This is a genomic window from Flavobacterium eburneipallidum (genome assembly GCF_027111355.2).
GTDB classification, from domain to species: Bacteria; Bacteroidota; Bacteroidia; order Flavobacteriales; family Flavobacteriaceae; genus Flavobacterium; species Flavobacterium eburneipallidum.
Genome location: NZ_CP114291.2, coordinates 1,863,010 through 1,887,752 on the forward strand (window position 1 = coordinate 1,863,010; position 24,743 = coordinate 1,887,752).

A 24,743-nucleotide genomic window follows, 5' to 3' on the forward strand; every position below is an offset into this window, starting at 1 on the left:
ATTTTTTTATTTTTACCCCAGTCTAAATTCAAAAAATGAGCAAAGTAGTTTTAATTACAGGCGGTTCTTCGGGAATAGGAAAATCTATTGGAGAATTTTTGTATCATAAAGGTTATATCGTTTATGGAACGAGCCGAAATCCAGAACTAGTTTTGAATTCTGTTTTTCCGTTAGTTGCACTAGATGTTCGAAATGTAGAATCAATTCAGGAGGCTGTTTCCAAAATTATAGCTACAACAGGCAAATTAGATATTGTAATTAATAATGCAGGAGTAGGAATCACAGGAGCTTTGGAAGAAATTCCAACCGAAGAAATCAAAAATAATTTCGAAACTAATTTCTTTGGTCCTATCGAAGTAATGAAAGCTGTTTTGCCTCAAATGCGAAATCAAAAATCAGGATTAATCATCAATATAACATCTATTGCAGCCTATATGGGTTTGCCCTATCGCAGTGTGTATTCCGCATCAAAAGGAGCTTTGGAACTGATTACAGAAGCCTTGCGAATGGAAGTAAAATCTTTCGGAATTAAAATTACCAATGTAGCTCCAGGTGATTTTGCAACTAATATTGCTTCGGGACGTTTTCATGCTCCTTTGGTTAAAGGATCTGCTTACGAAATTCCGTATGGAAACACACTCAAAATGATGGATGAGCACGTAGTTAGCGGAAGTAATCCAAACGAAATGGCAACAGCGATTTATAAAATTATCAATGCCAAAGAGCCGAAGATTCACTATAAAGTAGGGATTTTTATGCAAAAATTCTCCATTGTTTTAAAACGAGTTCTGCCTGATAAAGTTTATGAAAAAATGTTGATGAATCATTATAAATTGTAAAAAAAGAGAATACTTTTGGTATAAATTTTTTAATTGTATTTTTTACACTTATCTTTGTCGTTTAAAAGTTATTCCTAAAAACAGTAGTAAGATAAAATTGCAAATGTTTAAATTATAGAAATGGATTCAAAAAATATAAATTTTGTTTCTGATTTTGAGCAAACTATAAAACGTATTAATTAAACACTAAATATAAAGACATGAAATTTTTTATTGACACGGCTAATTTAGCCCAAATTAAAGAAGCGCAATCACTAGGCGTTTTAGATGGTGTAACAACAAATCCGTCATTGATGGCGAAAGAAGGTATTACAGGTAAAAACAACATTTTGAAACATTATGTTGATATTTGTAATCTTGTGGATGGAGATGTAAGTGCCGAAGTAAACGCACTTGATTTTGAAGGAATGGTGAAAGAAGGAGAAGAGTTAGTAGAATTGCACGAACAAATTGTAGTGAAATTGCCTATGACTAAAGAAGGAGTTATGGCTGCTAAATATTTTTCAGACAAAGGAATTAGAACCAATGTAACTTTAGTTTTCTCGGTTGGGCAAGCTTTGTTAGCTGCCAAAGCTGGAGCAACTTATGTTTCTCCGTTTGTAGGTCGTTTGGATGATATTTCTACTGATGGATTGAACTTGATTCAAGAAATTAGAGAAGTGTATGATAACTACGGTTATGAAACTCAAATTTTGGCAGCTTCTGTACGTCATACAATGCATATTGTAAACTGTGCAAAAATTGGTGCCGATGTTATCACTGGACCACTTTCTGCTATCCACGGTTTGTTAAAGCATCCTTTGACTGATATTGGATTAGCACAATTTGTGGCTGATTTCGAAAAAGGAAATAAATAATTTAAGGATTATTTTATAAGTTCAAAACCCTGCAAAATATAATATTGCAGGGTTTTTTATTTTTTGGTAGTACAATTTTCTTGTACAATAATTTCCAAAGGCATGTATTGTAAGTCTTCAACAGGTTCTTTTAGGACACTTTTTTTATACAAATGGTTGATGCCTAAATAGCCTTGATCTTCTGGTTTTTGATGAATAAGAAAGTCAATTACTCCATCTTTTAGGTATTCTAAATTTTGTTTCAATAATTCGTAGCCTACTATTCGAATGCCTTTCAAAGTATTTTCTTTAATGAATTTTGCAACTACATAAATCCTTGAATTGGGTACAAAAACACAATCAATTCCCTCGAACATAGTAGTTGTTAGTTGATTTTCGGTGTCGTATTTGATGCTAACTTCGGTGAAATTAAATTTCGGAAGATGGGTTTTATCTTTGAAATAAGAGTAAAACCCTTCAATTCGTTGCAAATAGACATTGGTTCTTGTAGTACTTTCAATATTTCGAGTTATTTTTAGTATCAAAACATTACTTTCGGTTTTGATACCATAACTTAATAGTTTTCCGCCCAAATACCCACTCTGATAAGAATCTTGCCCAATATAGGCTATGTCTTCAATTTCCTGTAAATTAGAATCGATTAATACGATTGGAATATTTTTTTTCTTGTATTCCGTCAAAAAAGAAATAGATTCTTCGTAAAAAATAGGAGCAAACAATAAGCCTTCATAATCCAATTCTAGTATTTTTTTGGCTGTTTTGTTAAACGAAGCAGTGTTGTAATCAAAAAAATGATAATCTACTGTAACACCAAATTTAGTCAGTTCTTCGGCTGCTTTTTTGATACCAATGATAGGAGCTTGCCAGTATTCGATACTTTTGTTTTTTGGCAAAAAAACAGCAAATTTGAATTTCTTATTAAAAGCTAAATTACTGGCAAAAATATTTTTTTTATAGCCATATTCTTTAATGATGGCATTTACTTTTTCAATATTCTCTTCGGTAACTTGTCCACGATTGTGAATAATTCTGTCAACAGTCCCAACAGATACATTGGCTATTTGCGCTATTTTTTTTATTGTTATGATGGTGCTTTTGTTTTTGAATAAGGTGTAAATTTATATTTTTTTAACATTCCAGCACTATGTTTTTTATTTTTTTTGAAGCTCTTGTTTAACCTAACTTTTTTTTTATATTTGCAAGATGCGTGTGCGAACACGAAAACAAACAGCGCTATGTCTAAACGAATCGTAACATTCGGAGAAATTTTATTAAGACTTTCTCCTCCAAGTCATTTGAGGCTTACTCAAGCTACCTCATTTGATTTGTATTATGGTTGCGCAGAAGCGAATGTTGCAGCGTCTTTATCTAAATTCGGATTACCAGTTAAATTTATAACTGCTGTACCACCAAATGAATTGGGTGAATCTGCTTTGAGTATGCTGCGTTCTTTTGGTGTAAATCCTGTAGCAGAAACAGTAGGCAAACGATTAGGTATTTACTATTTTGAACAAGGCGCGTCAGAAAGACCAGGCAAAGTGGTTTATGATCGTGAAGATTCTTCTTTTTCTACTTTAAGAACAGGAATGATCGATTGGCGAACTATTTTTAAAAAAGCACATTGGTTTCATTGGTCAGGAATAACGCCTTCATTATCTCAAGATTTAGCCGATTTATGCAAAGAAGCATTGGAAGTAGCTACTGAAATGGGATTGACGATTTCAGCCGATTTGAATTACAGACCAAAATTGTGGCAATACGGTAAAAAAGCCAACGAAATAATGCCTGATTTGGTAAAACATTGTGACCTATTATTAGGTGGTGTGGATGAGTCTGAAAAAGTTTTAGGTGTACCAAAGAACGAAATCGATAGCGAAGAAATTGTTTTTGCCAATTGGATGAAAGCTTTTCCGAATTTAAAAAATATAGTTTCTACACATCGAATGGATGCCAATGCTTCGTCTAATGGTATTAGTGCCTCGTTGTGGAACGGAAAGGATTTACTAAATTCTCGTAGATATAACATTTCTCATATTATTGATAGAATTGGTGCTGGAGATGCTTTTATGGCAGGAATGATCTACGGATTAATTACTTGGCCAGAAGATCATCAAACGGCTCTTGAATTTGCTGTGGCCGCTACTTGTTTGAAACATTCTATTTCGGGTGATATTAATTTGGCTACTGTAGAAGAAATAAAAGCACTGATGGGAGGTTCCGGAGGAGGAAGAGTTTCTAGGTAAACAATTAAAAATTTAGAATTAAAAATTAAAAATTTGACACTTAACGTTTAAACAATTTTAAACGCTTAAACAATTTAAACTGTAAACGATTAAACAAATAAATAAACAATTAAACAAACTAAAAAATGGGAAAAAGAGTAGTAACGTTTGGTGAAATTATGTTAAGATTAGCACCACAAGGATTTTTAAGATTTTCACAAGCAGACAATTTTGATGTTGTTTATGGAGGTGGAGAGTCTAATGTAGCTGTTTCGCTTGCAAACTATGGTATTCCAGTTGATTTTGTAACACGTTTGCCAAAAAATGATATTGGAGAATGTGCTATGATGGAAATGCGCAAAAGAGGAGTTGGTGTTGATAATATTGTTTGGGGTGGAGAGCGTTTAGGAATCTATTTCCTTGAAACAGGTGCTGTATCTCGTGGAAGTAAAGTAGTTTACGATAGGTCACACTCTTCTATGTCAGATATTCAGCCAGGTATGATCAACTGGGAAAAAGTTTTTGAAGGAGTGGAATGGTTTCACTGGACTGGTATTACTCCAGCAATCTCTCAATCTTCTGCTGATGCTTGTTTAGAAGCTGTAAAAGCGGCTAGCAAATTAGGAGTTACTATTTCAACTGACTTGAACTACCGTGCAAAATTATGGAAATACGGAGGAGATCGTGAAGCTATCATGACTGAATTGACATCTTACTGTGATGTAATTTTAGGAAACGAAGAAGATGCTGAAATGCACTTTGGTATCAAACCAGAAGGAGCAGCAGTTCAAACTCACGGACATGATGTAAAAGCTGAAGCTTTCTTATCTGTTTGTCAACAAATGATGGAAAAATTCCCAAGAGCTAAAAAAGTAATTACTACTTTAAGAGGTTCTATTTCTGCATCTCATAACACATGGGCTGGAGTTTTATACGATGGAAAACAAATGTTGCAAACGCGTCAATACCAAATTACAGATATCGTTGATAGAGTAGGTGGAGGAGATTCATTCATGGGAGGTTTAATCTACGGATTGTTGACTTACCCTGATAACGACCAAAACGCATTGGATTTTGCAGTTGCAGCTTCTTGTTTGAAACACACTATTAAAGGTGATGCTAACTTGGTTACTGTTGACGAAGTTAACAAATTAATGGGTGGTGATGCTTCTGGTAGAGTTGCTAGATAATTTATAGTTATGATATTAGATACACTAAAAAACGGATCACAATACACTAGCTTACATCCTTTGTTTGCCAAAGCATTTGACTTTATGAGTCAAAATGATTTAGCCAACTTGGAAGATGGAGTAATCCAAATCGAAGAAGGTTTAAAAGTAATCGTAAGCAAAGCAAACGGAAAAACAGCAGAAGCTAGTTTGACTAAATTTGAATGCCACGACAAAAACATAGATATTCAAGTTTGTGTTAGCGGATTGGAAACCATATACTGGAAACCAAGAGAGAAATGTGTAACTCCAAACGGAGATTACAATCCTGAAAAGGATGTACGTTTCTTTAATGACACTCCAGATATGAAATTTCAATTGACAGACGGACAGTTTGTAATATTCTATCCAGGCGATGTTCACGCACCAATGATTGGTGAAGGTGAAATCAAAAAATTGGTATTTAAAGTTAAAATCTAAAAAAAATGAGTAAAATTCAAGAAGTTACAGATGCAATTATAGCTCAAGGGATGCTTCCTTTGTATTTCAATGCAGACGAAAACGTAACAATAGAAGTATTAAGAGCGATTTACAGAGCTGGAATCAAAGCGGTTGAATATACAAGTCGTGGAGAAACTGCTTTGAGCAACTTCGCTAAAATGGTAGAAGTTCGTAATGCTGAAATGCCTGATTTATTATTAGGTATCGGAACTATCAAAAACAAAAAACAAGCTGAAGATTATTTAACTGTTGGAGCTGATTTCTTTATCAGTCCTGGGTTTGTTCCTGAAGTAGCTGAATTATTGAATAGTAAAGGAATTTTATACAGCCCAGGTTGTATGACGCCTACTGAAATTATTGCTGCTGAAAATGCAGGAGTAAAATTCATCAAATTGTTCCCAGGCAATATGTTAGGACCTGATTTCTTAAGCGGAATCAAAGATATTTTTCCTAACCTTGTTTTCATGCCAACTGGTGGAGTGGATACAACTGCTGAAAGTATTGGTGGTTGGTTCAAAGCTGGAGTTTCTGCAGTAGGAATGGGAAGTAAATTAATCAGCAAACCATTAATGGCTGCTAAAGATTATGCTAAAATCGAAGCGGATACTAAAGAAGTTTTGAGTTTAGTACATTCTATTTCAAAAAAATAATAATGAATACATTGTTTAATCTTGAAGGGAAAGTAGCACTCATTACAGGTGGCGGCGGAGTTTTAGGCAGTAATATGGCTAGAACCTTGGCAAAACATGGAGTAATTACTGGAGTTTTAGGAAGAAACATAGAAAATGTAGAAGCTACCGCAACCTCCATTAGAAATAATGGAGGGGAAGCTTTTGCTATTAGTGCCAATGTGACTAATAAAGAAGAACTGGAGAAAGTTCGGGATTTTATTATAACAAAATACGGACGTTTGGATATATTGATTAATGGAGCAGGTGGCAATATGCCTGGAGCTACAATTCAACCAGATGGAGCTATTTATGATATGCAATCCGAAGACTTACAAAAGGTTTTAGATTTGAACATCATTGGAACCATATTACCCTCTCAAGTTTTTTCCGAAGTTTTTTCCAAACAAAAGTCTGGAGTTATTATCAATATTTCTTCTGCAACTGCTGAACGACCTTTGACACGTGTGGTTGGTTACTCTGCGGCTAAAGCAGCTATTGATAATTTTACCAAATGGATGGCGGTGGAATTAGCAGGAAAATATGGAGAAGGCATTAGAGTCAATGCCATTGCACCAGGTTTTTTTATTGGTGAACAAAATAAGGCATTATTATTGCTACCTGATGGAAATTTGACATCAAGAGGTGAAAAAATTATTGACCACACTCCAATGGGGCGTTTTGGTCAGCCACAAGATACTGATGGAGCATTACTTTTTTTATGCAGTGATATGTCAAAATTTGTTACAGGTATCATCATTCATGTAGATGGAGGATTTGGAGCCAAAAGCATCTAAATCAATTATGAATTACAAATTACGATTATCGACAAACGATTATCGATCATCGACAAACGAATTTAAAAAAAATGGAACAAACATTACGTTGGTTCGGGCCTAATGATCCCGTATCATTATCAGATATTGCTCAAGCTGGAGCAACAGGTGTTGTTACTGCTTTGCATCACATTCCAAACGGACAAGTTTGGGAAATTGATGAAATTCAAAAGCGTATAAACACCGTCAAATACAAAGATGGAAATCCAAATAATGGGTTGACTGGTTTAGAATGGACAGTGGTGGAAAGTATTCCGGTACACGAAGACATCAAAAAACAGTCAGGCGATTATTTACAATATATAGAAAACTACAAACAAAGTATCAAGAATTTAGCTGAATGCGGAATTCACTGTGTTTGTTATAATTTCATGCCTGTATTGGATTGGTCTAGAACCGATTTGTCTTATGAATTGGCCGATGGTTCCAAAGCATTGCGATTTGATATTAATGAATTTGCTGCTTTTGAATTGTTTATTTTAAAACGTCCAGGAGCTGAAAACGAATATACTGATGCTCAAAAAGAAGCTGCCAAAAAATGTTTTGAAGCTTTGACTGACGAAGCAAAAGTAAAACTACAACACAATATTCTTGCAGGTCTTCCAGGAGCTGAAGAAGCGTATTCTGTTGAAGATTTTCTGGTTACTTTAAGTGGTTATAACGGAATTGACCGCAATCGTTTGAAAGAAAATTTATTTCACTTTTTGAGAGAAATTATTCCTGTTGCCGAAAGCAAAAACGTATTGATGGCAATTCATCCTGATGATCCTCCTTATCCTATTTTAGGATTACCAAGAGTAGTGAGTACAGAAGAAGATTTGATTGATTTAATGGGAGCAATTGATTCTAAATCAAACGGATTCACGATGTGTACAGGATCTTATGGTGTAAGAGCTGACAACGATTTACCAGGAATGGTAGAACGTCACGGTGATAAAATGAATTTCATTCATTTGAGAAGTACCCAAAGAGATGCAGAAGGAAGTTTTTATGAAGCCAATCATTTGGAAGGCGATGCTAACATGTATGAAGTAGTAAAAGCGATTCTTGCAGTTGAAAAGAAAAACAACAGCAATTTACCAATGCGCCCTGATCACGGGCATCAAATGTTAGACGATTTAAAGAAAAAAACAAATCCTGGCTATTCTGGAATTGGTCGTTTGCGTGGTCTAGCTGAATTGAGAGGATTAGAAATGGGAATAAAAAGAAGTTTATTTTAAATCAATAAATAGTTATAAATTACACCAAAAATTAGTCAAAGGATAGTCTTTTTCTAACCAACATTAAAAAAAACCGAATAAATGGACAAAACAAAACAATCGATGGGGAATTACCGCTGGTCAATCTGTGGTTTACTCTTTTTTGCAACTACTATCAACTACTTGGACAGACAAGTACTTTCTTTGACTTGGAGTGATTTTATCGCACCAGAATTTCACTGGACGAATAATGATTATGGAAATATCACCGCTTTATTTTCTATTTTCTATGCAGTATCGTTATTATTTGCAGGGAAGTTTGTAGATTTTATGGATACCAAAAAAGGGTTTCTTTGGGCTATTGGAGTTTGGTCTATTGGAGCTTGTTTACACGCTTTTGCAGGAATCGCAACATCAGGATGGATAACTGGAAACTGGTTTGTAGGTTTTGAAGGGGCAAAAGAAGCTATTCACACTGTCGAGGATACCGCTTTGGTAATTAATGTGAGTGTAACTTTATTCATATTTGCTCGTTTTGTTTTGGCAGTTGGAGAGGCAGGAAATTTTCCAGCAGCGATTAAAACCACAGCAGAGTATTTTCCTAAAAAAGACAGAGCTTTCTCTACTAGTATTTTTAATGCAGGAGCAACAGTTGGAGCATTAGCAGCACCAATCACAATTCCTTTTATTGCAGAAGCTTTTGGTTGGGAAATGGCTTTTATCATTATCGGAGCTTTAGGTTTTGTTTGGATGGGATTTTGGATTTTTATGTATGACAAACCAGAAAGACATCCAAGAGTCAATGCGGCTGAATTAGAGTACATCCAACAAGATGATATTGCTGATAGCAAATTAGTAGGCTATGTTCCAGAAACAGCTACGAAAGTAACATTCAAAGAATGTTTCAGATACAAACAAACGTGGGCATTTGCTTTTGGTAAGTTCATGACTGATGGCGTTTGGTGGTTTTTCTTATTCTGGACTCCAGCTTATTTAAAATCGGTTTATGGTATGGATTCTACACAAGCAGCTTTCCCTTTATTTGTTCTTTACATGATTACTTTACTTTCTATCATTGGAGGTTGGTTGCCTACTTATTTTGTTGATAAAAAAGGCATGAATCCTTATGAAGGAAGAATGAGAGCGATGTTAATTTTTGCATTTTTTCCATTATTGGCATTAGTAGCACAACCTTTAGGATATATTAGTTATTGGGTACCCGTAATTATTATTGGTATTGCTGGAGCGGCTCATCAGGCTTGGTCTGCTAATATCTTTACTACTGTTGGAGATATGTTTCCTAAAAAAGCCATTGCAACCATTACAGGAATTGGAGGTTTAGCAGGAGGTTTAGGCTCTACTTTAATCAATAAAGGTTCTGGAGTATTGTTTGATTTCACGCATAGAAATTGGACTACTGTAGATGGTCAACCATTTTTAGAAAAATTTCCACAATATGTAACAGAGCCAATACCAGAAACTTTTTTTGCAGAATTAAAGAAAACAGGAGTGGTAATTTCTGATGGTATTGATACAGGATATATGATCATTTTCTCAATCTGTGCCGTTTGTTATTTGATAGGATGGGCAGTAATGAAGTCATTAGTACCTAAATATGCTCCAATTACAGATTTGTAGTTTTATCATTTTTAATATATTTAATAACCCCGAAGTTGTTGCTTCGGGGTTATTTTTTGGAAAAACATTACTTATTGTATGTTAAACAACTTAACAAAAATTTTAAAATCAGAAACAATATTCGTTTTCCATAACTAATTTATTGGTAATCATTTCTCTTAATCCAATAATGTTAGGCATATTAGTGTATTTTGTAAAACGACGTAAACCCATCAGCATCATGCGTTGTTCATCGCCTACGGCAAAAGATATAATACTTTCTTTTCCTTTTTGAGTAATTACATCAACAGCTTTGTATAGATACAATTTTGCCATAGCAATTTGCTCTTGAGCTTTTTCTTCGCCAACTTTTTTAGCTAATTTTTCAGTTCTCAAAACGGTTGATTCAGCCATATAAATTTCGATCAAAATATCAGCAGCAGCCATCAATAATTGTTGGTGACCTTCTAAATCGGGACCATATTTTTGAACAGCACCACCAGCAACCATAAGAAATGCTTTTTTGAGTTTGGCTATCATTTCTTTTTCTTCGGCAAACAATTCTGAATAATCAGGTGTGTCAAAAGACGGAATACCCATTAATTCTTCTTGAACTTTAGAGGCCGGTCCTAATAAATCGACGTGACCTTTCATTGCTTTTTTAATCAACATTCCTACGGATAGCATTCGGTTGATTTCGTTTGTGCCTTCATAAATTCGGGCAATTCTCGCATCACGCCAAGCACTTTCCATTGGTGTGTCTTCTGAAAATCCCATTCCACCAAAAATTTGAATGCCTTCGTCAGCACAATTCTGAACATCTTCGGAAACAGCCACTTTCAAAATAGAACATTCTATGGCAAATTCTTCCACACCTTTCAATTCTGATTCCTGATGCGATACACCTTCCGATTCTCTGATTGCTATTCTATCTTCAATATCTTTAGCTGCTCTGTAAGTGGCGCTTTCACCAGCATAACAAGAAGTTGCCATTTCGGCTAATTTTAATCGAATAGCTCCAAACTGGGCAATAGGAGTATTAAATTGTATTCTCTCATTAGCATATTTTACAGATCCAGCAATCACTCGGCGTTGCGCATCAATACAGGCTGCTGCCAATTTGATTCGCCCCACATTTAGGGCATTCATAGCAATTTTGAAGCCGTTTCCTCTTTCAGAGAGCATATTTTCGACAGGAATTTTAGTGTCTGCAAAAAATACCTGACGAGTAGAAGAGGCACGAATTCCGAGTTTGTGTTCTTCTTCGCCAAACGAAATTCCGTTGCCTTCAGTGTTTTCCAATATAAATCCAGTGATATTATTGTCGTCTTCAATTCGGGCAAAAACGATAAATAAAGAACAAAATCCAGCATTGGAAATCCACATTTTTTGTCCTGTGATTTTATAATGCGTTCCATCTTCGGATAAAACTGCTTTGGTTTTTCCTGAATTGGCATCACTTCCAGCACCTGGTTCGGTCAAACAATATGCTCCAAACCATTCGCCAGAAGCTAGTTTAGGAACATATTTTTGCTTTTGCTCTTCAGTTCCATATAGCGTAATTGGCATGGTTCCTATTCCAGTATGTGCTCCAAAGGCGGTAGAAAACGATCCCGTAGCTCCCGAAATATAATCGCAAACTAAAACGGTATCTACAAATCCCATTCCCATTCCGCCATAAGCCTCCGGAACAGAAATACTCAAAAAGCCTAAATCGCCCGCTTTTTTCATACATTCTTCGGTAAAGGCGTAATCCTTGTTTTCGAAACGGTTTTTGTTAGGCCAAATTTCTTTGTCCACAAATTCTTTTACCGTATCACGCATCATAATTTGCTCATCGTTAAAATCTTCGGGAGTGAAGATGTTTTCGCATTTTGTTTCTTTTACGATGAATTGACCACCGCGAGTTGTATCGTTCATAACTTTTAGATTTTGAGGTTTTTTAGATAATAGAGTATAGAAAAAAGAGTAAAGAATAGAAAAAATAGAATCTAGATTTAGGATTTATTTAATCCATTTTGGAAACCCATAGTCATTCTTTGAAATTCTTCTATTTTTTTTTCTAATAGGTTAACTGTTTGTTCGTTTATATATTTTCGATGTTTTGCTACTATTAATTGGGTGTTTAGTTCAAATGAAGAACCTAAAGAAATATCTAAAAAATGACTTAAAGATTTATCCGTTCTCGAAGAGCCTTCCGCAAAATTACTAGGAATAGAAACTGAACATCGACTTAATTGAGAACTTAAATCATACCTCTCGTGTTTTGGAAAGTCTAATAAGATGTCCGAAATGTCATTTGCTATTTCTATTCCAAGTTGCTAAATTTTTAAGTTGTTATAATTATGACGCATAATCTTTTTTATTTCAGTCTATATTCTTTGTTCTCTTCTCTATTTTCTTCTACAATAATTCATAAATACCCGCTGTTCCTTGTCCTGTTCCCACGCACATACTTACAATTCCGTATTTGTTTCCACGACGTTTCATTTCGTCGAATAATTGTACAGACAATTTTGTACCCGTGCAACCTAAAGGATGCCCTAATGCGATTGCTCCTCCATTGACGTTTACAATATCAGGGTTTAATCCCAATTCACGGATTACGGCCAATGATTGTGAAGCAAATGCTTCGTTTAGTTCGATTAAATCAATGTCTTTCAATTCTAATCCCGCTTGTTTTAATGCTTTTGGAATGGCTTTTACTGGACCTATTCCCATGATTCTGGGTTCAACTCCAGCAGATGCAAAACCAACCAAACGGGCAATAGGAGTGAGGTTTAATTCTTTGACGATATCTTCACTCATAATCAAAACAAAAGCCGCTCCATCGCTCATTTGCGAAGCATTTCCAGCAGTTACGCTTCCATCAGCAGCAAATACAGGTTTCAAATTGGCTAATGCCTCTATAGAAGTTCCTGCTCTTGGCCCTTCGTCTTTGTTGACAGTGTATGATTTGGTTTCTTTTTTTCCGTTTTCATTGATAAAAGTCTGCTCCACAGTTATTGGAACAATTTGTGAATCGAATTTGCCTTCGGCTTGAGCTTTCAAAGCTTTGATATGGGAATTGTAAGCAAAAGCATCCTGATCTTCTCTCGAAATATTGAATTGTTTGGCAACGGCTTCTGCTGTAAGTCCCATTCCCCAGTAATAATCTTCGTTTCCTGCTTTGGCAGAAGCATAATCAGGCGATGGTTTGTAGCCACCCATTGGAATAAAACTCATACTTTCGGCTCCACCCGCAATGATGCAATCCGCCATTCCCGATTGGATTTTGGCAGTTGCCATCCCGATCGTTTCTATTCCAGAAGCGCAATATCTGTTGATGGTTACACCCGGAACATCAGTTACTTTTAATCCCATTAAGGAAATTAATCGTCCAACATTTAATCCTTGTTCGGCTTCTGGCATCGCATTTCCAACCATTACGTCGTCAATGCGTGTTTTGTCGAAATCAGGCAATTCATTCATCATGAATTCGATGGTTTCTGCCGCCAATTCGTCTGGGCGTTTGAAACGGAATACTCCTTTTGGGGCTTTGCCAACGGCGGTGCGGTAGGCTTTTACTATATAGGCTGTTTTCATTTGTTTTGTTTTTTAAGACCATAGACGGATAGATAATAGATGATAGACTTTTACTTGTTACGGATTTTGTCTATCATCTATCCGTCTTTTATCTAATTTCTTAATGGTTTCCCTTTCGTTAACATAAATTGAATACGTTCTAAAGTCTTACGTTCCGTACAAAGCGACAAGAAAGCTTCTCTCTCAATATCCAATAAATATTGCTCGCTTACTAATGCGGATTCTGATAAATCGCCACCAGCCATTACATAAGCCAGTTTGTTGGCAATTTTCTTGTCGTGTTCCGAGATGTATTTTCCAGCCAGCATTTGGTCGGTTCCAACAAGGAACATTCCCAAGGCTTGTTTTCCCAAAACTTTAATGTCGTTTCTACGAATCGGTTGGGTGTAACCGGCTTCCGCCATTAGTAGAGCGTGCTTTTTGGCTTCCGCAATCTGACGGTCTTTGTTGACTACAACTATATCTTTTCCGTGTTGTAAAATACCCAAATCAAAGGCTTCGTGTGCTGAAGTTGAAACTTTAGCCATTGCGACAGTAAGGAAATATTCTTGCAGCACATTCAATTCCACATCGTTTTTTCGGAATAAATCCGAAGCTCTCAAGGTCATTTCTTTGGATCCACCACCACCAGGAATTACACCAACTCCAAATTCGACTAATCCAATATATGTTTCTGCGGCAGCAACCACTTTGTCGGCGTGCATACTCATTTCGCAACCACCGCCCAAAGTCATCCCGTGAGGCGCAACCACAACAGGAATTCCGGAATAACGCACCCGCATCATCGTGTCCTGAAACATTTTGATAGCCATATTCAATTCGTCGTATTCTTGTTCGACTGCCATCATAAATATCATTCCAATATTGGCACCAACAGAAAAATTGGCTCCTTGGTTTCCAATAACTAAACCTTGGTATGCTGCCTCAGATAAATCGATGGCTTTGTTAATGGCTTGTAAAACATCGCCACCAATAGTATTCATTTTGGATTGGAATTCTAAATTTAAAATTCCATCGCCTAAATCTTGGATAATCGCTCCGCTATTGCTCCATACTTTTTTGCTTTCACGAATGTTGTTCAGGATGATAAAAGCATCTTGTCCAGGAACTTTTTCCTGTGTTTTATTTGGAATGTTGTAATAATACGTAGCACCCTCTTTAATAGAATAAAAACTAGAAGTTCCAGAAGCTAACATATCAGTAACCCAAGTTGCTGGAGTTAAACCTTCTGCTTTCATTATTTCGATTCCGCTAGGGACACCAATGGCATCCCAAATTTCGAAAGGACCATTTTCCCAGCCGAAACCTGCCTTCATAGCATCGTCAATTTTGTATAATTCGTCCGAGATTTCGGGAACTCTATTGGAAACATAAGCGAACAATCCAGCAAAACTTTTTCTGTAAAAATCACCAGCTTTGTCTGTTCCTTTGACCAATACTTTGAAACGATCAATAGGTTTGTCGATGGTTTTTGTGAGTTCCAAAGTGGCAAATGAAGCTTTTTTGGCTGGACGATATTCTAGTGTATCTAAATCTAAAGAAAGAATATCGCTTCCTACTTTTTTGTAAAAACCTTGTCCTGTTTTACTTCCGAGCCATTTGTTTTCCATCATTTTTGTGATGAAATCTGGCAATTTGAATAGTTCGTGAGCTTCATCATTTGGACAATTTTCATAAATACCATTGGCAACGTGAACCAAAGTATCCAAACCAACAACATCGACCGTGCGGAAAGTCGCTGATTTAGGTCGTCCAATTACTGGACCAGTCAATTTATCGATTTCTTCAATCGTTAAACCTAATTCTTTAACCAAATGAAACAAACTTTGGATGCCAAAAATTCCGATTCGGTTTCCAATAAAGGCTGGAGTATCTTTGGCTACAACCGAAGTTTTACCCAAGAATTTCTCTCCATAGTTAGTTAGAAAATCCAATACTTCGGAAGAAGTTTGAGGACCAGGAATAATTTCGAATAATTTCAAGTAACGTGCAGGGTTGAAAAAGTGGGTTCCGCAGAAATGCTTTTGAAAATCTTCGCTTCGTCCTTCGCTCATAAAATGAATCGGAATTCCAGAGGTATTGGAAGTTACCAAAGTTCCAGGTTTGCGGTATTTCTCGATTTGCTCGAAAACCATTTTTTTGATATCCAAACGTTCTACAACCACCTCGACAATCCAATCGACATTGGCAATTTTTGCCATATCATCAGTTGTATTTCCAGTGGTGATTCGGCTTGCAAATTTTGGATGATAAATAGGGGAAGGTTTTGATTTTAAAGCATTTTGAAAATGTTCATTTACCAAGCGATTGCGAACAATTTTGCTTTCTAATGTTAATCCTTTTTTGACTTCGGCTTCAGTAAGTGAATTTGGAATAATATCCAAAAGCAATACTTCAACACCAATATTGGCAAAATGACAAGCAATTCCCGAACCCATAATTCCAGATCCAATTACTGCAACTTTTTTGATAGTTCGTTTCATTTTAATCGGTTTATAGTTTTACTTTAAATAGAATTAATCGTGCAAGATTTTGAATTAGCAGGATTAAAATATTTTTTTTTCGTTAATTAATTCATTAATTATTTCAGAAACTTCCATGAAATGTTGTAGTTTTTCTGCGGATACTTTTTGTTTTACGGCTTCATTAAATTTAAGCACAGTTTCTTTAGATTGCTCTCTTTTTTCTTTTCCAAAATCAGTTAAATAAATTAGAACACCACGTCCATCTAAAGGATTTTTTTTTCGGACAATTAATCCTTTTTCTTCCATTGATTTTAAAGTTCTGGTTAAACTCGTGGCTTCCATTCCCATTTTAGGACCTAATGTTGTTGAAGGTGTTCCATTTTCTTTATCCATACTTAATAATGCAAATCCTGTTGACATAGTAGCTCCATATTTAGATGCTTCTTCATTGTACATCCTAGAAACGGCTTGCCAAGTTGCACGTAAAATGTAATCTATAGTTTTGTCTTTCATTTTGGTTATGATTGTTGGTCATTTCAAATATAATAAAAAAAAAGCTATGCACGCATAATAAGAAGCTAATGTTTTTTAAATATTTCATAAAAAAAACTCTTCAAAAATGAAGAGTTTAGTAAATAGACAGAAAATTCAGTTATTGAATAGCTGTTTCATCATAAATTTTATGGAATAAATCGGTGTATTTTTCCATAACCACTTTTCGTTTTAGTTTTAAAGTTGGAGTAAGATGACCAGCGTTTATTGACCAAATATCTGGAGTTAATTCAAATCGTTTTATTTTTTCCCAGCTTCCAAATTTTTCGTTTATCGTATCAATTTCTTTTTTGATGCGCTCTTTTACTTTTGGATTGATGCTAATGGCTTCATTTGTAGTATCCATTTCAATCTTGTTCTTTTTTTGCCATTCTCTAACGAATTCAAAATTAGGTTGAATAAAAGCAGCGGGCATTTTTTGTCCATCACCAATAACCATAATTTGTTCGATAAAACGGGATTGTTTCATGGCATTTTCTAATAATTGAGGAGATATGTATTTTCCACCAGAAGTTTTAAACATTTCTTTTTTTCGATCTGTAATTTTAAGAAAGCCTTCGCTGTCAATTTCTCCAATATCACCTGTGTGAAAATAACCTCCTGCCAAAGCTTCATTAGTTAAAGTTTCATCTTTAAAATAACCGAGCATTATATTTGGTCCTTTGCAAAGGATTTCTCCATCTTCGGCAATTTTTACTTCTACATTATCAATTATTTTTCCAACAGTTCCTATTTTGAAACCAAAATTTCTAGTATCATTTACTGCAATTACTGGAGAAGTTTCTGTTAATCCGTAGCCTTCCATAACAGGTATTTCTGCTGCCGCAAAGACTCTGGCAAGCCTAGGCTGTAAGGCTGCACTTCCTGAAACCATTAAGTCCAAATTGCCTCCTAAACCTTCTCGCCATTTACTAAAAATGAGTTTTCGGGCTATTTTTAATTGCAACTCATACCAAAATCCATTAACTCTATAAGGTTCGTATTTTAGTCCCAAATCAACGGCCCAAAAAAACAGTTTTCTTTTTATCCCTGTTAATTCTAAACCTTTTGCATAGATTTTGTCATATACTTTTTCAATAAGTCTTGGTACACATGACATTACTGTAGGTTTTACTTCTTTTATATTGTCACTAATTTTTTCAATTGATTCTCCAAAATAAATCGAAACCCCATAATATTGATACAGATATACAATCATTCTTTCGAAAATATGACAAATGGGTAAGAAACTCATAGCACGACTTTTTCCTTTTTCGAATGGTATTCTTGAGGTGCAATCTAAAACATTGGATACAATGTTTTTGTGCGAAAGCATTACGCCTTTAGGTTTTCCTGTGGTTCCTGAAGTGTATATTATAGTCGCTAAATCTTCTGATTTTACGCTGTTTTTTCGTTCTTCTACTTGGTTTTGATTACTTTGATCTTCGCCAAGTAGTAGTAATTCTTTCCAATTTTGACAACCATCAATTTCATCAAATGAAAATACTCCTTTAAGATTGGGTAAATTTTGTTTGATTAAATTTACTTTATGCAGTACCTCATGATCTGAAACGATGCAGTAACAAGCACCAGAATGATTGAGAATATATTCATAATCATTTTCTGAGATGGTTGGATATATGGGTACTGTTTGAGCTCCAGTTTGCAAAACGCCAATATCTATAATATTCCACTCTGTTCTATTGTTAGTAGAAATTAAAGCGATTTTATCATCCTTTAAAATGCCCATTCGTAGCAATGCCCTCGAAACCGCATTAGCTTTAGCAATATATTCTTCGGTAGAAGTTTTTTGCCACGCACCATCGTACTTGGTAACCAAAGCATCAGGAATATTGTAATGCTTTAATTGATAATAAGGAAAATCAAATAGTCGGGTTATTTCGGTCATCTTGTAATAGTATTTATTAGATGCAAATTAGTGAAAAAAAATTAGTCGTGTGCTATCTGTAAAATTAAAATGAAAGAATATGTTGATACTAAACTTTTAGGCGTATTCAAATTTCACTGAATTGGTTAAAAATAAAAAGCACAATTCAAAACACATCAGAATTAACTATTTTGTGTTTTGAATTGTGCTTTTAAGCAAAAAAAAGCTTTTGTACTATTTATTTAATTTTCTTTACGTTCTAATAAAGCCATATAAAATCCGTCAAAACCAGATTCTGACGCTAATATTTTTTGGTCTTTGATGAAGTTGAATTGTTTACCGATTTCAGTTTTTAAGAATTTTTCAACTTGTTCTTGATTTTCAGAAGGTAAAATAGAACAGGTGGCATACACTAATTTCCCGCCTGGTTTTACAATTTTAGAATAACTTTCCAGAACTTCGGATTGTACTTTGCGAATGTTATCTATAAATTCTGGTTGCAATTTCCATTTCGCATCAGGATTTCTTTTTAAAACGCCTAATCCGCTACAAGGAGCGTCAATCAGAACTCTATCGGCTCTTTCATGTAATTTTTTGATCACTTTAGTCGAATCGATAATGCGGTATTCAATATTGAAAGCACCGTCTCTTTTGGCTCTTAATTTTAATTGCTTGAGTTTACTTTCGTATAAATCCATAGCAATCAATTGACCTTTGTTTTCCATCAAAGCGGCAATATGCAATGTTTTTCCGCCCGCACCAGCACAAGTATCTACGACACGCATTCCGGGTTTTACGTCAAGGAAAGCCGCAACCAATTGTGAATTGGCATCTTGAACTTCGAAGAAACCTTGTTTGAAAGCATCTGTTAGGAAAACATTAGCTCTTTCTTTCAAGACCAAAGCATCGGGTTGATCTTTCAAATATTCCGTTTCAATATTCAAGTCCATCAAGATGGCTCTTAATTGTTCTTTGGTCGTTTTTAAAGTGTTGGTTCTCAAAATTACTTTGGCTGGTTGGTTTTGAGCTGCAATTTCTTTTGCCCAAACTTTTTCGCCTAATTCTTTCACCCCCAATTCGTCCATCCAATCTGGGATTGACTCTTTTAAGGTTCTTATTTTTGAAAGTTCGTCAAAGCGTCCTTTTATTTTTCTTGCGGGAGTTCCTTCTAATTGGCGCCAATCTGGAATAGGGTAGCCTCTTAATACTGCCCAAACCGAAAATATTCTCCAAAGATTATCTCTATCAAATGGTTCTTTAACTTCGGCTATTTCTGTGTAAAGTCTTTTCCAACGTACTATTTCATAGATAGTTTCGGCAACAAATTTTCTGTCAGAACTTCCCCAGCGTTTGTCTTTTTTTAAAGAGCGTGCTACTACTTTATCGGCATATTCACCTTCATTGAAGATGGCATTAAGAGCATCTATGGTGGTGTAAACTAAATTTCTGTGTAATCTCATTTTGAATAATTGAGGTGCAAAGGTACTATTAATTGATTGAATATTTTATAACTAATCGGATGTTAATTCGTTCGACTTTTTTCTTAATAATTAACTCTTTGTTTTACTTTTTAACAATCAATTAAGAATTTAATTTTGTTTTTTTTGTAAGAAAAGTATATTTCAATAATTTATTTTGTGTATTTAATCGATTTTTTTGTGTTTTTTAACGATTATATTGTTAGTTTTATCACAGAAATAAAAACAATAACATTTAAAGTTGTTTGCCCCACAATCTACTTTAAACTTAATCTACTTTTAATTATGAAAGCAAAATTACTTCGTGTATTATTGCTAGTAGCAATAGTATGTACAATGAATTCATGTTCTTCTGATAGTGCTGAAGAAACTAACGCTTCTGCAGAAAAAGCGATGTCATATACTTATAATTCTACTGAAGTCGAAACAATGACTTTGATAAATGAGTATAGAGTTGGTTTAGGTTTAAATGAATTGAAAGAAATCAATCATATTTCATACAAATCAGAGCAGCACGATCATTATATGATTGAAAATAATGTAGTTAATCATGATGATTTTGTTTCTCGTTCAGAAAATATTATGGAAGTTCTTGGAGCAAAAAGAGTAAGCGAAAATATTGCATTCAATTATAATTCTCCAAAAGCAGCAGTAGAGGCTTGGTTAAAAAGCCCAACTCACAAGAAAAATATAGAAGGCGATTTTACACATTTTGGACTTTCAATACGAGTAAATGCAGATGGTAAAAAGTATTACACCAATATCTTCGCAAAAATATAAGTAATTTTTTTTTGGTTTTGATTTTAGGAAACTGCCTCAACCGAGGCAGTTTTTTATTTTATATAACCCATTGGTTGTAATTATTAAAAATAAAAGAATTTCAAAAAGATATAAAATTTAAACACATAGAATCATAGAAAAAAGAGTTGTATAGCCCAATTGCTCCGCCTATATGCTATCTCTCGGCTCCTTGGTTCAAATAGCTTAAAGTGAAACGCCTTTAAAAATTTACAAAACCTATGTTTATATATTTTTATAAAAATCAAAAATTTTGAACTACACCCAACGGGTTAATTTATACGTATTTATTCATTGTTTTCTTCATTTCTAATAATGCTTTTCTACTTAAATTATTGTTTATTATACTTTAATTATCTTACACTGACGTTTTTTAAGTGTATTTTCTAAAAAAAATACTCAATTAAGTATTGTTGTTAAGTATTTATACGTACTTTTGCGTAGTAATACTTAATTAATGCGAATATGATCAAAGTAATAGTAGTCGGAAACGGCATGGTAGGTTATAAATTTTGCGAAAAATTCATCACCAAAGCAGGGAGCGAAAATTATCAAATTACGGTTTTTGGAGAAGAGCCAAGACGAGCTTATGACAGGGTTCACTTGAGTGAATACTTCGCGGGAAAGAGTGCAGATGATTTGTCAATGTCAACATCCAATTGGTACACTGACAATAATATTATACTTAATACATCTGAATTAATTACAGATATAAATAGAGAGCAAAAAACCATACATACTCACTTGGAACAAACACATGAGTATGACTACTTAGTTCTAGCAACAGGTTCAGCTGCTTTTGTACCGCCAATTGAGGGTGTGGATAAAGAAGGTGTTTTTGTATATAGAACCATTGAGGATTTAGATGCTATCATGGCTTATGCCAAAAAAATAAAACAAAAAGGAGCTACTGAAGCTGCTGTACTTGGTGGTGGATTGTTAGGTCTTGAGGCTGCCAAAGCCGTACGAGATTTAGGATTAAATGCTCATGTGGTGGAATTTGCTCCTCGCTTGATGCCAAGACAATTAGACAAAGGTGCTAGTGATATGCTTCAGTCTAAAATCGAAGAATTAGGTATTGGTATTCACTTGAGTAAAGCAACCCAATATATTGCTGGTGAAGATGCTATTACAGGAATGATGTTCGATGAGAATGAATTGCTTAAAGTAGATATGCTAGTAATTTCTGCAGGGATAAAACCTCGTGACGAGCTAGGAAGAGTTTCTGGTTTGGAAGTTGGTGTTCGTGGTGGAATCGTGGTGGACAATCAAATGCGAACTTCAGATCCAAACATCTTTGCTATTGGAGAGGTTGCACTTTACAATCACATGATTTATGGATTAGTTGCTCCAGGTTATGAAATGGCTGATGTAGCTGCAGAGCAGATTATTGGTAACGAAAAATTGATGAGAGAAAGCATCGATATGTCAACGCAATTGAAATTAATTGGTGTTGAAGTAGCGAGTTTTGGAGATCCATTTATAGAAAATAATGAAGTAACAGCTATTGTTTATGAAAATAAATTTAGTGGAATTTATAAAAGAATCAATGTTACCAAAGACGGAAAAACTTTATTAGGAGGAATTCTTGTAGGAGATTCAAGCGATTATAACGGATTGTTTCAGATTTATAGCAATGCAATGAAATTGCCTGCAAATCCAGAGGATTTGATTTTGGGTTCAAGAGGAGGCGAAAGTTCTACCATGGGAAGTGCAATGGATTTGCCAGATACGGCTGTAATTTGTTCTTGCGAAAACGTGACTAAAGGAAGTATTTGTTGTTCTATTACCGATGGCTCTTGCGAAACATTTGGCGATGTGGTCAAAGCTACCAAAGCGACTTCTGGTTGTGGTGGATGTAAACCAATGGTGGTTGATTTGGTTAAAGAAGCTCAAAAATCATTAGGAAAAGAAGTGAAAGATGTAGTGTGTGAACATTTTGCTTATTCTCGTCAAGAATTGTATGATATTGTAAAAATCAACAAATTCACAAATCACAATGAGGTATTAGGAACTATTGGAAAAGGCGATGGTTGCGAAGTTTGTAAACCCGTTCTATCTTCAATTTTCTCAAGTATTTATAATGATACAGCTAATAAACACGTAACAGCTCAAGATTCTAATGATAGATTCTTGGCCAATATTCAACGTAACGGAACTTATTCGGTTGTGCCAAGAATGGCAGGTGGAGAGGTTACTGCCGAAAAATTAATCGCCATTGGTGAAGTTGCTAAAGAATACGGATTATATACTAAAATTACTGGTGCACAACGTGTCGATTTATTTGGTGCAGAACTAAATGATTTACCAGCCATTTGGAAAAAATTAATAGACAACGGTTTTGAAAGTGGTCACGCTTACGGAAAATCATTACGAGCAGTCAAAAGTTGCGTTGGTAATGCTTGGTGTCGTTACGGAATGGACGATAGTACGACATTGGCTATCGAATTAGAAAATCGTTACAGAGGAATTCGTTCTCCGCATAAATTGAAGGGAGGAGTTTCAGCTTGTATCAGAGAGTGCGCCGAGGCTAGAGGAAAAGATTTTGGAGTAATTGCCGTTGAAGGCGGTTGGAATTTGTACATCTGTGGAAATGGTGGAGCTAATCCGAAACATGCCGTACTTTTAGCAGAAGCTATCGATAAAGAAACAGTTTTCAAGTACATGGATCGTTTCTTGATGTATTACATCCAAACTGCAGGACCGTTGGTAAGAACTTCAACTTGGTTAGAAAAACTGGAAGGCGGAATCGAATATTTGAAAAATGTGGTTATCAACGATAGTCTTGGAATCAATGCTACTCTTGAAGCTGAAATGCAAAAACTAGTTGACACTTTTGAATGTGAGTGGAAACAAGCCATCGAAGATCCGGAAATGATGAAACGTTTTAATCATTTTGTCAATTCAGATGATCGTGATGATAATTTGGAGTATATCCCTTTAAGAGGTCAAAAAATGCCAACAGCTTGGTAATCTCAACTATTTAAAAATCCTTCCATCAACTTCAACATGCAAATTAAGGTCTTTCGCAATCATTAATTTATTAATGTTGGAGTGATGGAAATTTAAAACTCATAATTATGCAAGATATTTTAAATCAATACGAAACAGTTCAATTAAACGACGTAAAAGTTTGGTTCAAAGCAGGAAAAACGACTGATTTCCCAACAGATGGTGGTGGTTGTATCAAATATAAAAACAAGCAAATTGCTGTGATCAATTTCTCTCGCAGAAACGAATGGTATGCTTGCCAAAACGTTTGCCCTCACAAAATGGAAATGGTACTTTCAAGAGGAATGATTGGTTCGGCAGAGGAAACTCCTAAGATTGCCTGTCCAATGCACAAAAAAACGTTCTCGCTTACAGACGGTTCAAACCTCAATGGAGAAGATTATTCAATAGCTACTTATCCCGTAAAAGTTGTTGATGGAGATGTGTTCGTAGGCTTTTTAGAATAAATAAAATACGTATCTTTGAGAATTATTATATTTTCAAAATATGTCATTACAATTCCAAAACGCAAGTACAAGGATTGATGCCGAAAACGCACAAGACCCGAATAGTGAACTGTTTCAATCAGAAACATTTCCAAAAGAATTATTGTATTCCAATAGAATGTATAAAAGGCTAATGGATTTTTATCCTGATGCTTCAGAAGAAGTTCAAATTGCTGCCAAAGCACAGCACATTTGCCGATGGAAAATGCCACGAGAATCCTACCCAATGGATCGTGTGGGGTATTTAAAATGGCGTGAAGATTTGAAGAAGTTTCACGCCAAAACTACCGCTTCTATTCTTCAAGAATGTGGTTACAACCAAAAAATTATCGATAGAGTTTCTTTTCTTATCGAAAAAAAATTACTCAAAAAAGACGAAGAAACCCAACTCCTAGAAGACGTAATTTGTCTGGTATTTTTAGAATTTTATTTAGATCCATTTGTACAAAAACATGATACAGAGAAACTCAAAAATATCATTTTGAAAACTTGGAATAAAATGTCTGAAAAAGGACATCAGGAAGCATTGAAAATTAATTATTCCGATGCCAATCTCCAGTTAATCAAAGATGCTCTAGGCTTGTAAAACCTAC

The 24,743-nt window shown here is 35.0% G+C and carries 21 protein-coding genes; 13 read left to right on the forward strand and 8 right to left on the reverse strand.

From position 1 onward, the window contains the following. Positions 1-35: 35 nt before the first annotated feature. Both OZP15_RS07665 and fsa read left to right on the forward strand, forming a co-directional pair. Entirely contained in the window at positions 36-839 is an 804-nt protein-coding gene (locus OZP15_RS07665; protein WP_281337444.1) for an SDR family oxidoreductase, read from the forward strand. A 200-nt stretch (positions 840-1,039) separates the two neighbouring features. Next, positions 1,040-1,696: a fructose-6-phosphate aldolase gene (fsa, locus tag OZP15_RS07670; RefSeq protein WP_269224940.1), complete on the forward strand. Its 657-nt coding sequence runs from the start codon at positions 1,040-1,042 to the stop codon at positions 1,694-1,696. Positions 1,697-1,752: 56 nt separating this feature from the next. Here the strand turns inward: fsa and OZP15_RS07675 are convergent, their stop codons facing one another. After that, positions 1,753-2,814 carry a substrate-binding domain-containing protein gene (locus tag OZP15_RS07675; protein WP_349293297.1) on the reverse strand — a complete coding sequence of 354 codons (1,062 nt, stop codon included), beginning with the start codon at positions 2,812-2,814 and terminating at the stop codon, positions 1,753-1,755. A gap of 117 nt (positions 2,815-2,931) precedes the next feature. Between OZP15_RS07675 and OZP15_RS07680 the strand changes: the two genes are divergently transcribed. The 7 genes from OZP15_RS07680 (at position 2,932) to OZP15_RS07710 (ending at position 9,929) form a co-directional block, all read left to right on the forward strand. Continuing rightward, complete coding sequence (locus OZP15_RS07680) at positions 2,932-3,939, forward strand: sugar kinase (protein WP_269224942.1); 1,008 nt, start codon at positions 2,932-2,934, stop codon at positions 3,937-3,939. Positions 3,940-4,064: 125 nt separating this feature from the next. Beyond that, on the forward strand, positions 4,065-5,108 hold the full coding sequence (locus OZP15_RS07685; RefSeq protein ID WP_269224943.1) for a sugar kinase: 1,044 nt from the start codon (positions 4,065-4,067) through the stop codon (positions 5,106-5,108). 9 nt (positions 5,109-5,117) lie between these two features. Beyond that, on the forward strand, positions 5,118-5,567 hold the full coding sequence (locus OZP15_RS07690) for a NanQ anomerase/TabA/YiaL family protein (protein WP_269224944.1): 450 nt from the start codon (positions 5,118-5,120) through the stop codon (positions 5,565-5,567). A gap of 5 nt (positions 5,568-5,572) precedes the next feature. Further along, positions 5,573-6,238 carry a beta/alpha barrel domain-containing protein gene (locus OZP15_RS07695; protein ID WP_281337445.1) on the forward strand — a complete coding sequence of 222 codons (666 nt, stop codon included), beginning with the start codon at positions 5,573-5,575 and terminating at the stop codon, positions 6,236-6,238. A gap of 2 nt (positions 6,239-6,240) precedes the next feature. Then, entirely contained in the window at positions 6,241-7,053 is an 813-nt protein-coding gene (locus OZP15_RS07700) for an SDR family oxidoreductase (protein WP_281337446.1), read from the forward strand. A gap of 71 nt (positions 7,054-7,124) precedes the next feature. Further along, positions 7,125-8,312, forward strand: a complete 1,188-nt coding sequence (gene uxuA, locus OZP15_RS07705) for a mannonate dehydratase (RefSeq protein ID WP_281337447.1) — start codon at positions 7,125-7,127, stop codon at positions 8,310-8,312. A gap of 81 nt (positions 8,313-8,393) precedes the next feature. After that, the gene (locus tag OZP15_RS07710; protein ID WP_281337448.1) at positions 8,394-9,929 is read left to right on the forward strand and encodes an MFS transporter; all 1,536 of its coding nucleotides are present in this window, start codon (positions 8,394-8,396) and stop codon (positions 9,927-9,929) included. 108 nt (positions 9,930-10,037) lie between these two features. Here the strand turns inward: OZP15_RS07710 and OZP15_RS07715 are convergent, their stop codons facing one another. The 7 genes from OZP15_RS07715 to OZP15_RS07745 all read right to left on the reverse strand — a co-directional run bounded on the left by OZP15_RS07715 (position 10,038) and on the right by OZP15_RS07745 (position 19,837). Further along, the gene (locus tag OZP15_RS07715) at positions 10,038-11,828 is read right to left on the reverse strand and encodes an acyl-CoA dehydrogenase FadE (protein ID WP_269224947.1); all 1,791 of its coding nucleotides are present in this window, start codon (positions 11,826-11,828) and stop codon (positions 10,038-10,040) included. Between the two features lie 77 nt (positions 11,829-11,905). Beyond that, entirely contained in the window at positions 11,906-12,220 is a 315-nt protein-coding gene (locus OZP15_RS07720) for a four helix bundle protein (RefSeq protein ID WP_281337476.1), read from the reverse strand. 91 nt (positions 12,221-12,311) lie between these two features. Further along, positions 12,312-13,493: an acetyl-CoA C-acyltransferase gene (locus tag OZP15_RS07725; protein ID WP_281337449.1), complete on the reverse strand. Its 1,182-nt coding sequence runs from the start codon at positions 13,491-13,493 to the stop codon at positions 12,312-12,314. Positions 13,494-13,585: 92 nt separating this feature from the next. Beyond that, entirely contained in the window at positions 13,586-15,976 is a 2,391-nt protein-coding gene (locus tag OZP15_RS07730; RefSeq protein WP_281337450.1) for a 3-hydroxyacyl-CoA dehydrogenase/enoyl-CoA hydratase family protein, read from the reverse strand. A gap of 63 nt (positions 15,977-16,039) precedes the next feature. Beyond that, entirely contained in the window at positions 16,040-16,471 is a 432-nt protein-coding gene (locus OZP15_RS07735; RefSeq protein ID WP_281337451.1) for a MarR family winged helix-turn-helix transcriptional regulator, read from the reverse strand. A gap of 139 nt (positions 16,472-16,610) precedes the next feature. Then, a complete protein-coding gene (locus OZP15_RS07740) occupies positions 16,611-18,398 on the reverse strand; it encodes an AMP-dependent synthetase/ligase (protein WP_281337452.1) in 1,788 nt (595 codons plus the stop codon). A 221-nt stretch (positions 18,399-18,619) separates the two neighbouring features. Beyond that, complete coding sequence (locus OZP15_RS07745; protein WP_269224949.1) at positions 18,620-19,837, reverse strand: RsmB/NOP family class I SAM-dependent RNA methyltransferase; 1,218 nt, start codon at positions 19,835-19,837, stop codon at positions 18,620-18,622. A gap of 303 nt (positions 19,838-20,140) precedes the next feature. On the opposite strand from OZP15_RS07745, the gene OZP15_RS07750 reads away from it, so the two are divergent. The 4 genes from OZP15_RS07750 to OZP15_RS07765 all read left to right on the forward strand — a co-directional run bounded on the left by OZP15_RS07750 (position 20,141) and on the right by OZP15_RS07765 (position 24,736). Beyond that, entirely contained in the window at positions 20,141-20,635 is a 495-nt protein-coding gene (locus OZP15_RS07750) for a CAP domain-containing protein (protein ID WP_269224950.1), read from the forward strand. A 483-nt stretch (positions 20,636-21,118) separates the two neighbouring features. Then, on the forward strand, positions 21,119-23,626 hold the full coding sequence (nirB, locus tag OZP15_RS07755) for a nitrite reductase large subunit NirB (protein WP_281337453.1): 2,508 nt from the start codon (positions 21,119-21,121) through the stop codon (positions 23,624-23,626). Positions 23,627-23,733: 107 nt separating this feature from the next. Then, a complete protein-coding gene (nirD, locus tag OZP15_RS07760; RefSeq protein ID WP_281337454.1) occupies positions 23,734-24,111 on the forward strand; it encodes a nitrite reductase small subunit NirD in 378 nt (125 codons plus the stop codon). A gap of 40 nt (positions 24,112-24,151) precedes the next feature. Then, the gene (locus OZP15_RS07765) at positions 24,152-24,736 is read left to right on the forward strand and encodes a DUF4202 domain-containing protein (RefSeq protein WP_281337455.1); all 585 of its coding nucleotides are present in this window, start codon (positions 24,152-24,154) and stop codon (positions 24,734-24,736) included. The last annotated feature ends 7 nt before the right edge of the window (positions 24,737-24,743 follow it).

What these genes read in the sequence shown, in the direction of transcription:
- OZP15_RS07665 (WP_281337444.1), top strand. Translation starts at nt 36, where the DNA reads ATGAGCAAAGTAGTTTTAATTACAGGCGGTTCTTCGGGAATAGGAAAA.
- fsa (WP_269224940.1), top strand. Translation starts at nt 1,040, where the DNA reads ATGAAATTTTTTATTGACACGGCTAATTTAGCCCAAATTAAAGAAGCG.
- OZP15_RS07680 (WP_269224942.1), top strand. Translation starts at nt 2,932, where the DNA reads ATGTCTAAACGAATCGTAACATTCGGAGAAATTTTATTAAGACTTTCT.
- OZP15_RS07685 (WP_269224943.1), top strand. Translation starts at nt 4,065, where the DNA reads ATGGGAAAAAGAGTAGTAACGTTTGGTGAAATTATGTTAAGATTAGCA.
- OZP15_RS07690 (WP_269224944.1), top strand. Translation starts at nt 5,118, where the DNA reads ATGATATTAGATACACTAAAAAACGGATCACAATACACTAGCTTACAT.
- OZP15_RS07695 (WP_281337445.1), top strand. Translation starts at nt 5,573, where the DNA reads ATGAGTAAAATTCAAGAAGTTACAGATGCAATTATAGCTCAAGGGATG.
- OZP15_RS07700 (WP_281337446.1), top strand. Translation starts at nt 6,241, where the DNA reads ATGAATACATTGTTTAATCTTGAAGGGAAAGTAGCACTCATTACAGGT.
- uxuA (WP_281337447.1), top strand. Translation starts at nt 7,125, where the DNA reads ATGGAACAAACATTACGTTGGTTCGGGCCTAATGATCCCGTATCATTA.
- OZP15_RS07710 (WP_281337448.1), top strand. Translation starts at nt 8,394, where the DNA reads ATGGACAAAACAAAACAATCGATGGGGAATTACCGCTGGTCAATCTGT.
- OZP15_RS07715 (WP_269224947.1), bottom strand. Translation starts at nt 11,828, where the DNA reads ATGAACGATACAACTCGCGGTGGTCAATTCATCGTAAAAGAAACAAAA.
- OZP15_RS07725 (WP_281337449.1), bottom strand. Translation starts at nt 13,493, where the DNA reads ATGAAAACAGCCTATATAGTAAAAGCCTACCGCACCGCCGTTGGCAAA.
- OZP15_RS07730 (WP_281337450.1), bottom strand. Translation starts at nt 15,976, where the DNA reads ATGAAACGAACTATCAAAAAAGTTGCAGTAATTGGATCTGGAATTATG.
- OZP15_RS07735 (WP_281337451.1), bottom strand. Translation starts at nt 16,471, where the DNA reads ATGAAAGACAAAACTATAGATTACATTTTACGTGCAACTTGGCAAGCC.
- OZP15_RS07740 (WP_281337452.1), bottom strand. Translation starts at nt 18,398, where the DNA reads ATGACCGAAATAACCCGACTATTTGATTTTCCTTATTATCAATTAAAG.
- OZP15_RS07745 (WP_269224949.1), bottom strand. Translation starts at nt 19,837, where the DNA reads ATGAGATTACACAGAAATTTAGTTTACACCACCATAGATGCTCTTAAT.
- OZP15_RS07750 (WP_269224950.1), top strand. Translation starts at nt 20,141, where the DNA reads ATGAAAGCAAAATTACTTCGTGTATTATTGCTAGTAGCAATAGTATGT.
- nirB (WP_281337453.1), top strand. Translation starts at nt 21,119, where the DNA reads ATGATCAAAGTAATAGTAGTCGGAAACGGCATGGTAGGTTATAAATTT.
- nirD (WP_281337454.1), top strand. Translation starts at nt 23,734, where the DNA reads ATGCAAGATATTTTAAATCAATACGAAACAGTTCAATTAAACGACGTA.
- OZP15_RS07765 (WP_281337455.1), top strand. Translation starts at nt 24,152, where the DNA reads ATGTCATTACAATTCCAAAACGCAAGTACAAGGATTGATGCCGAAAAC.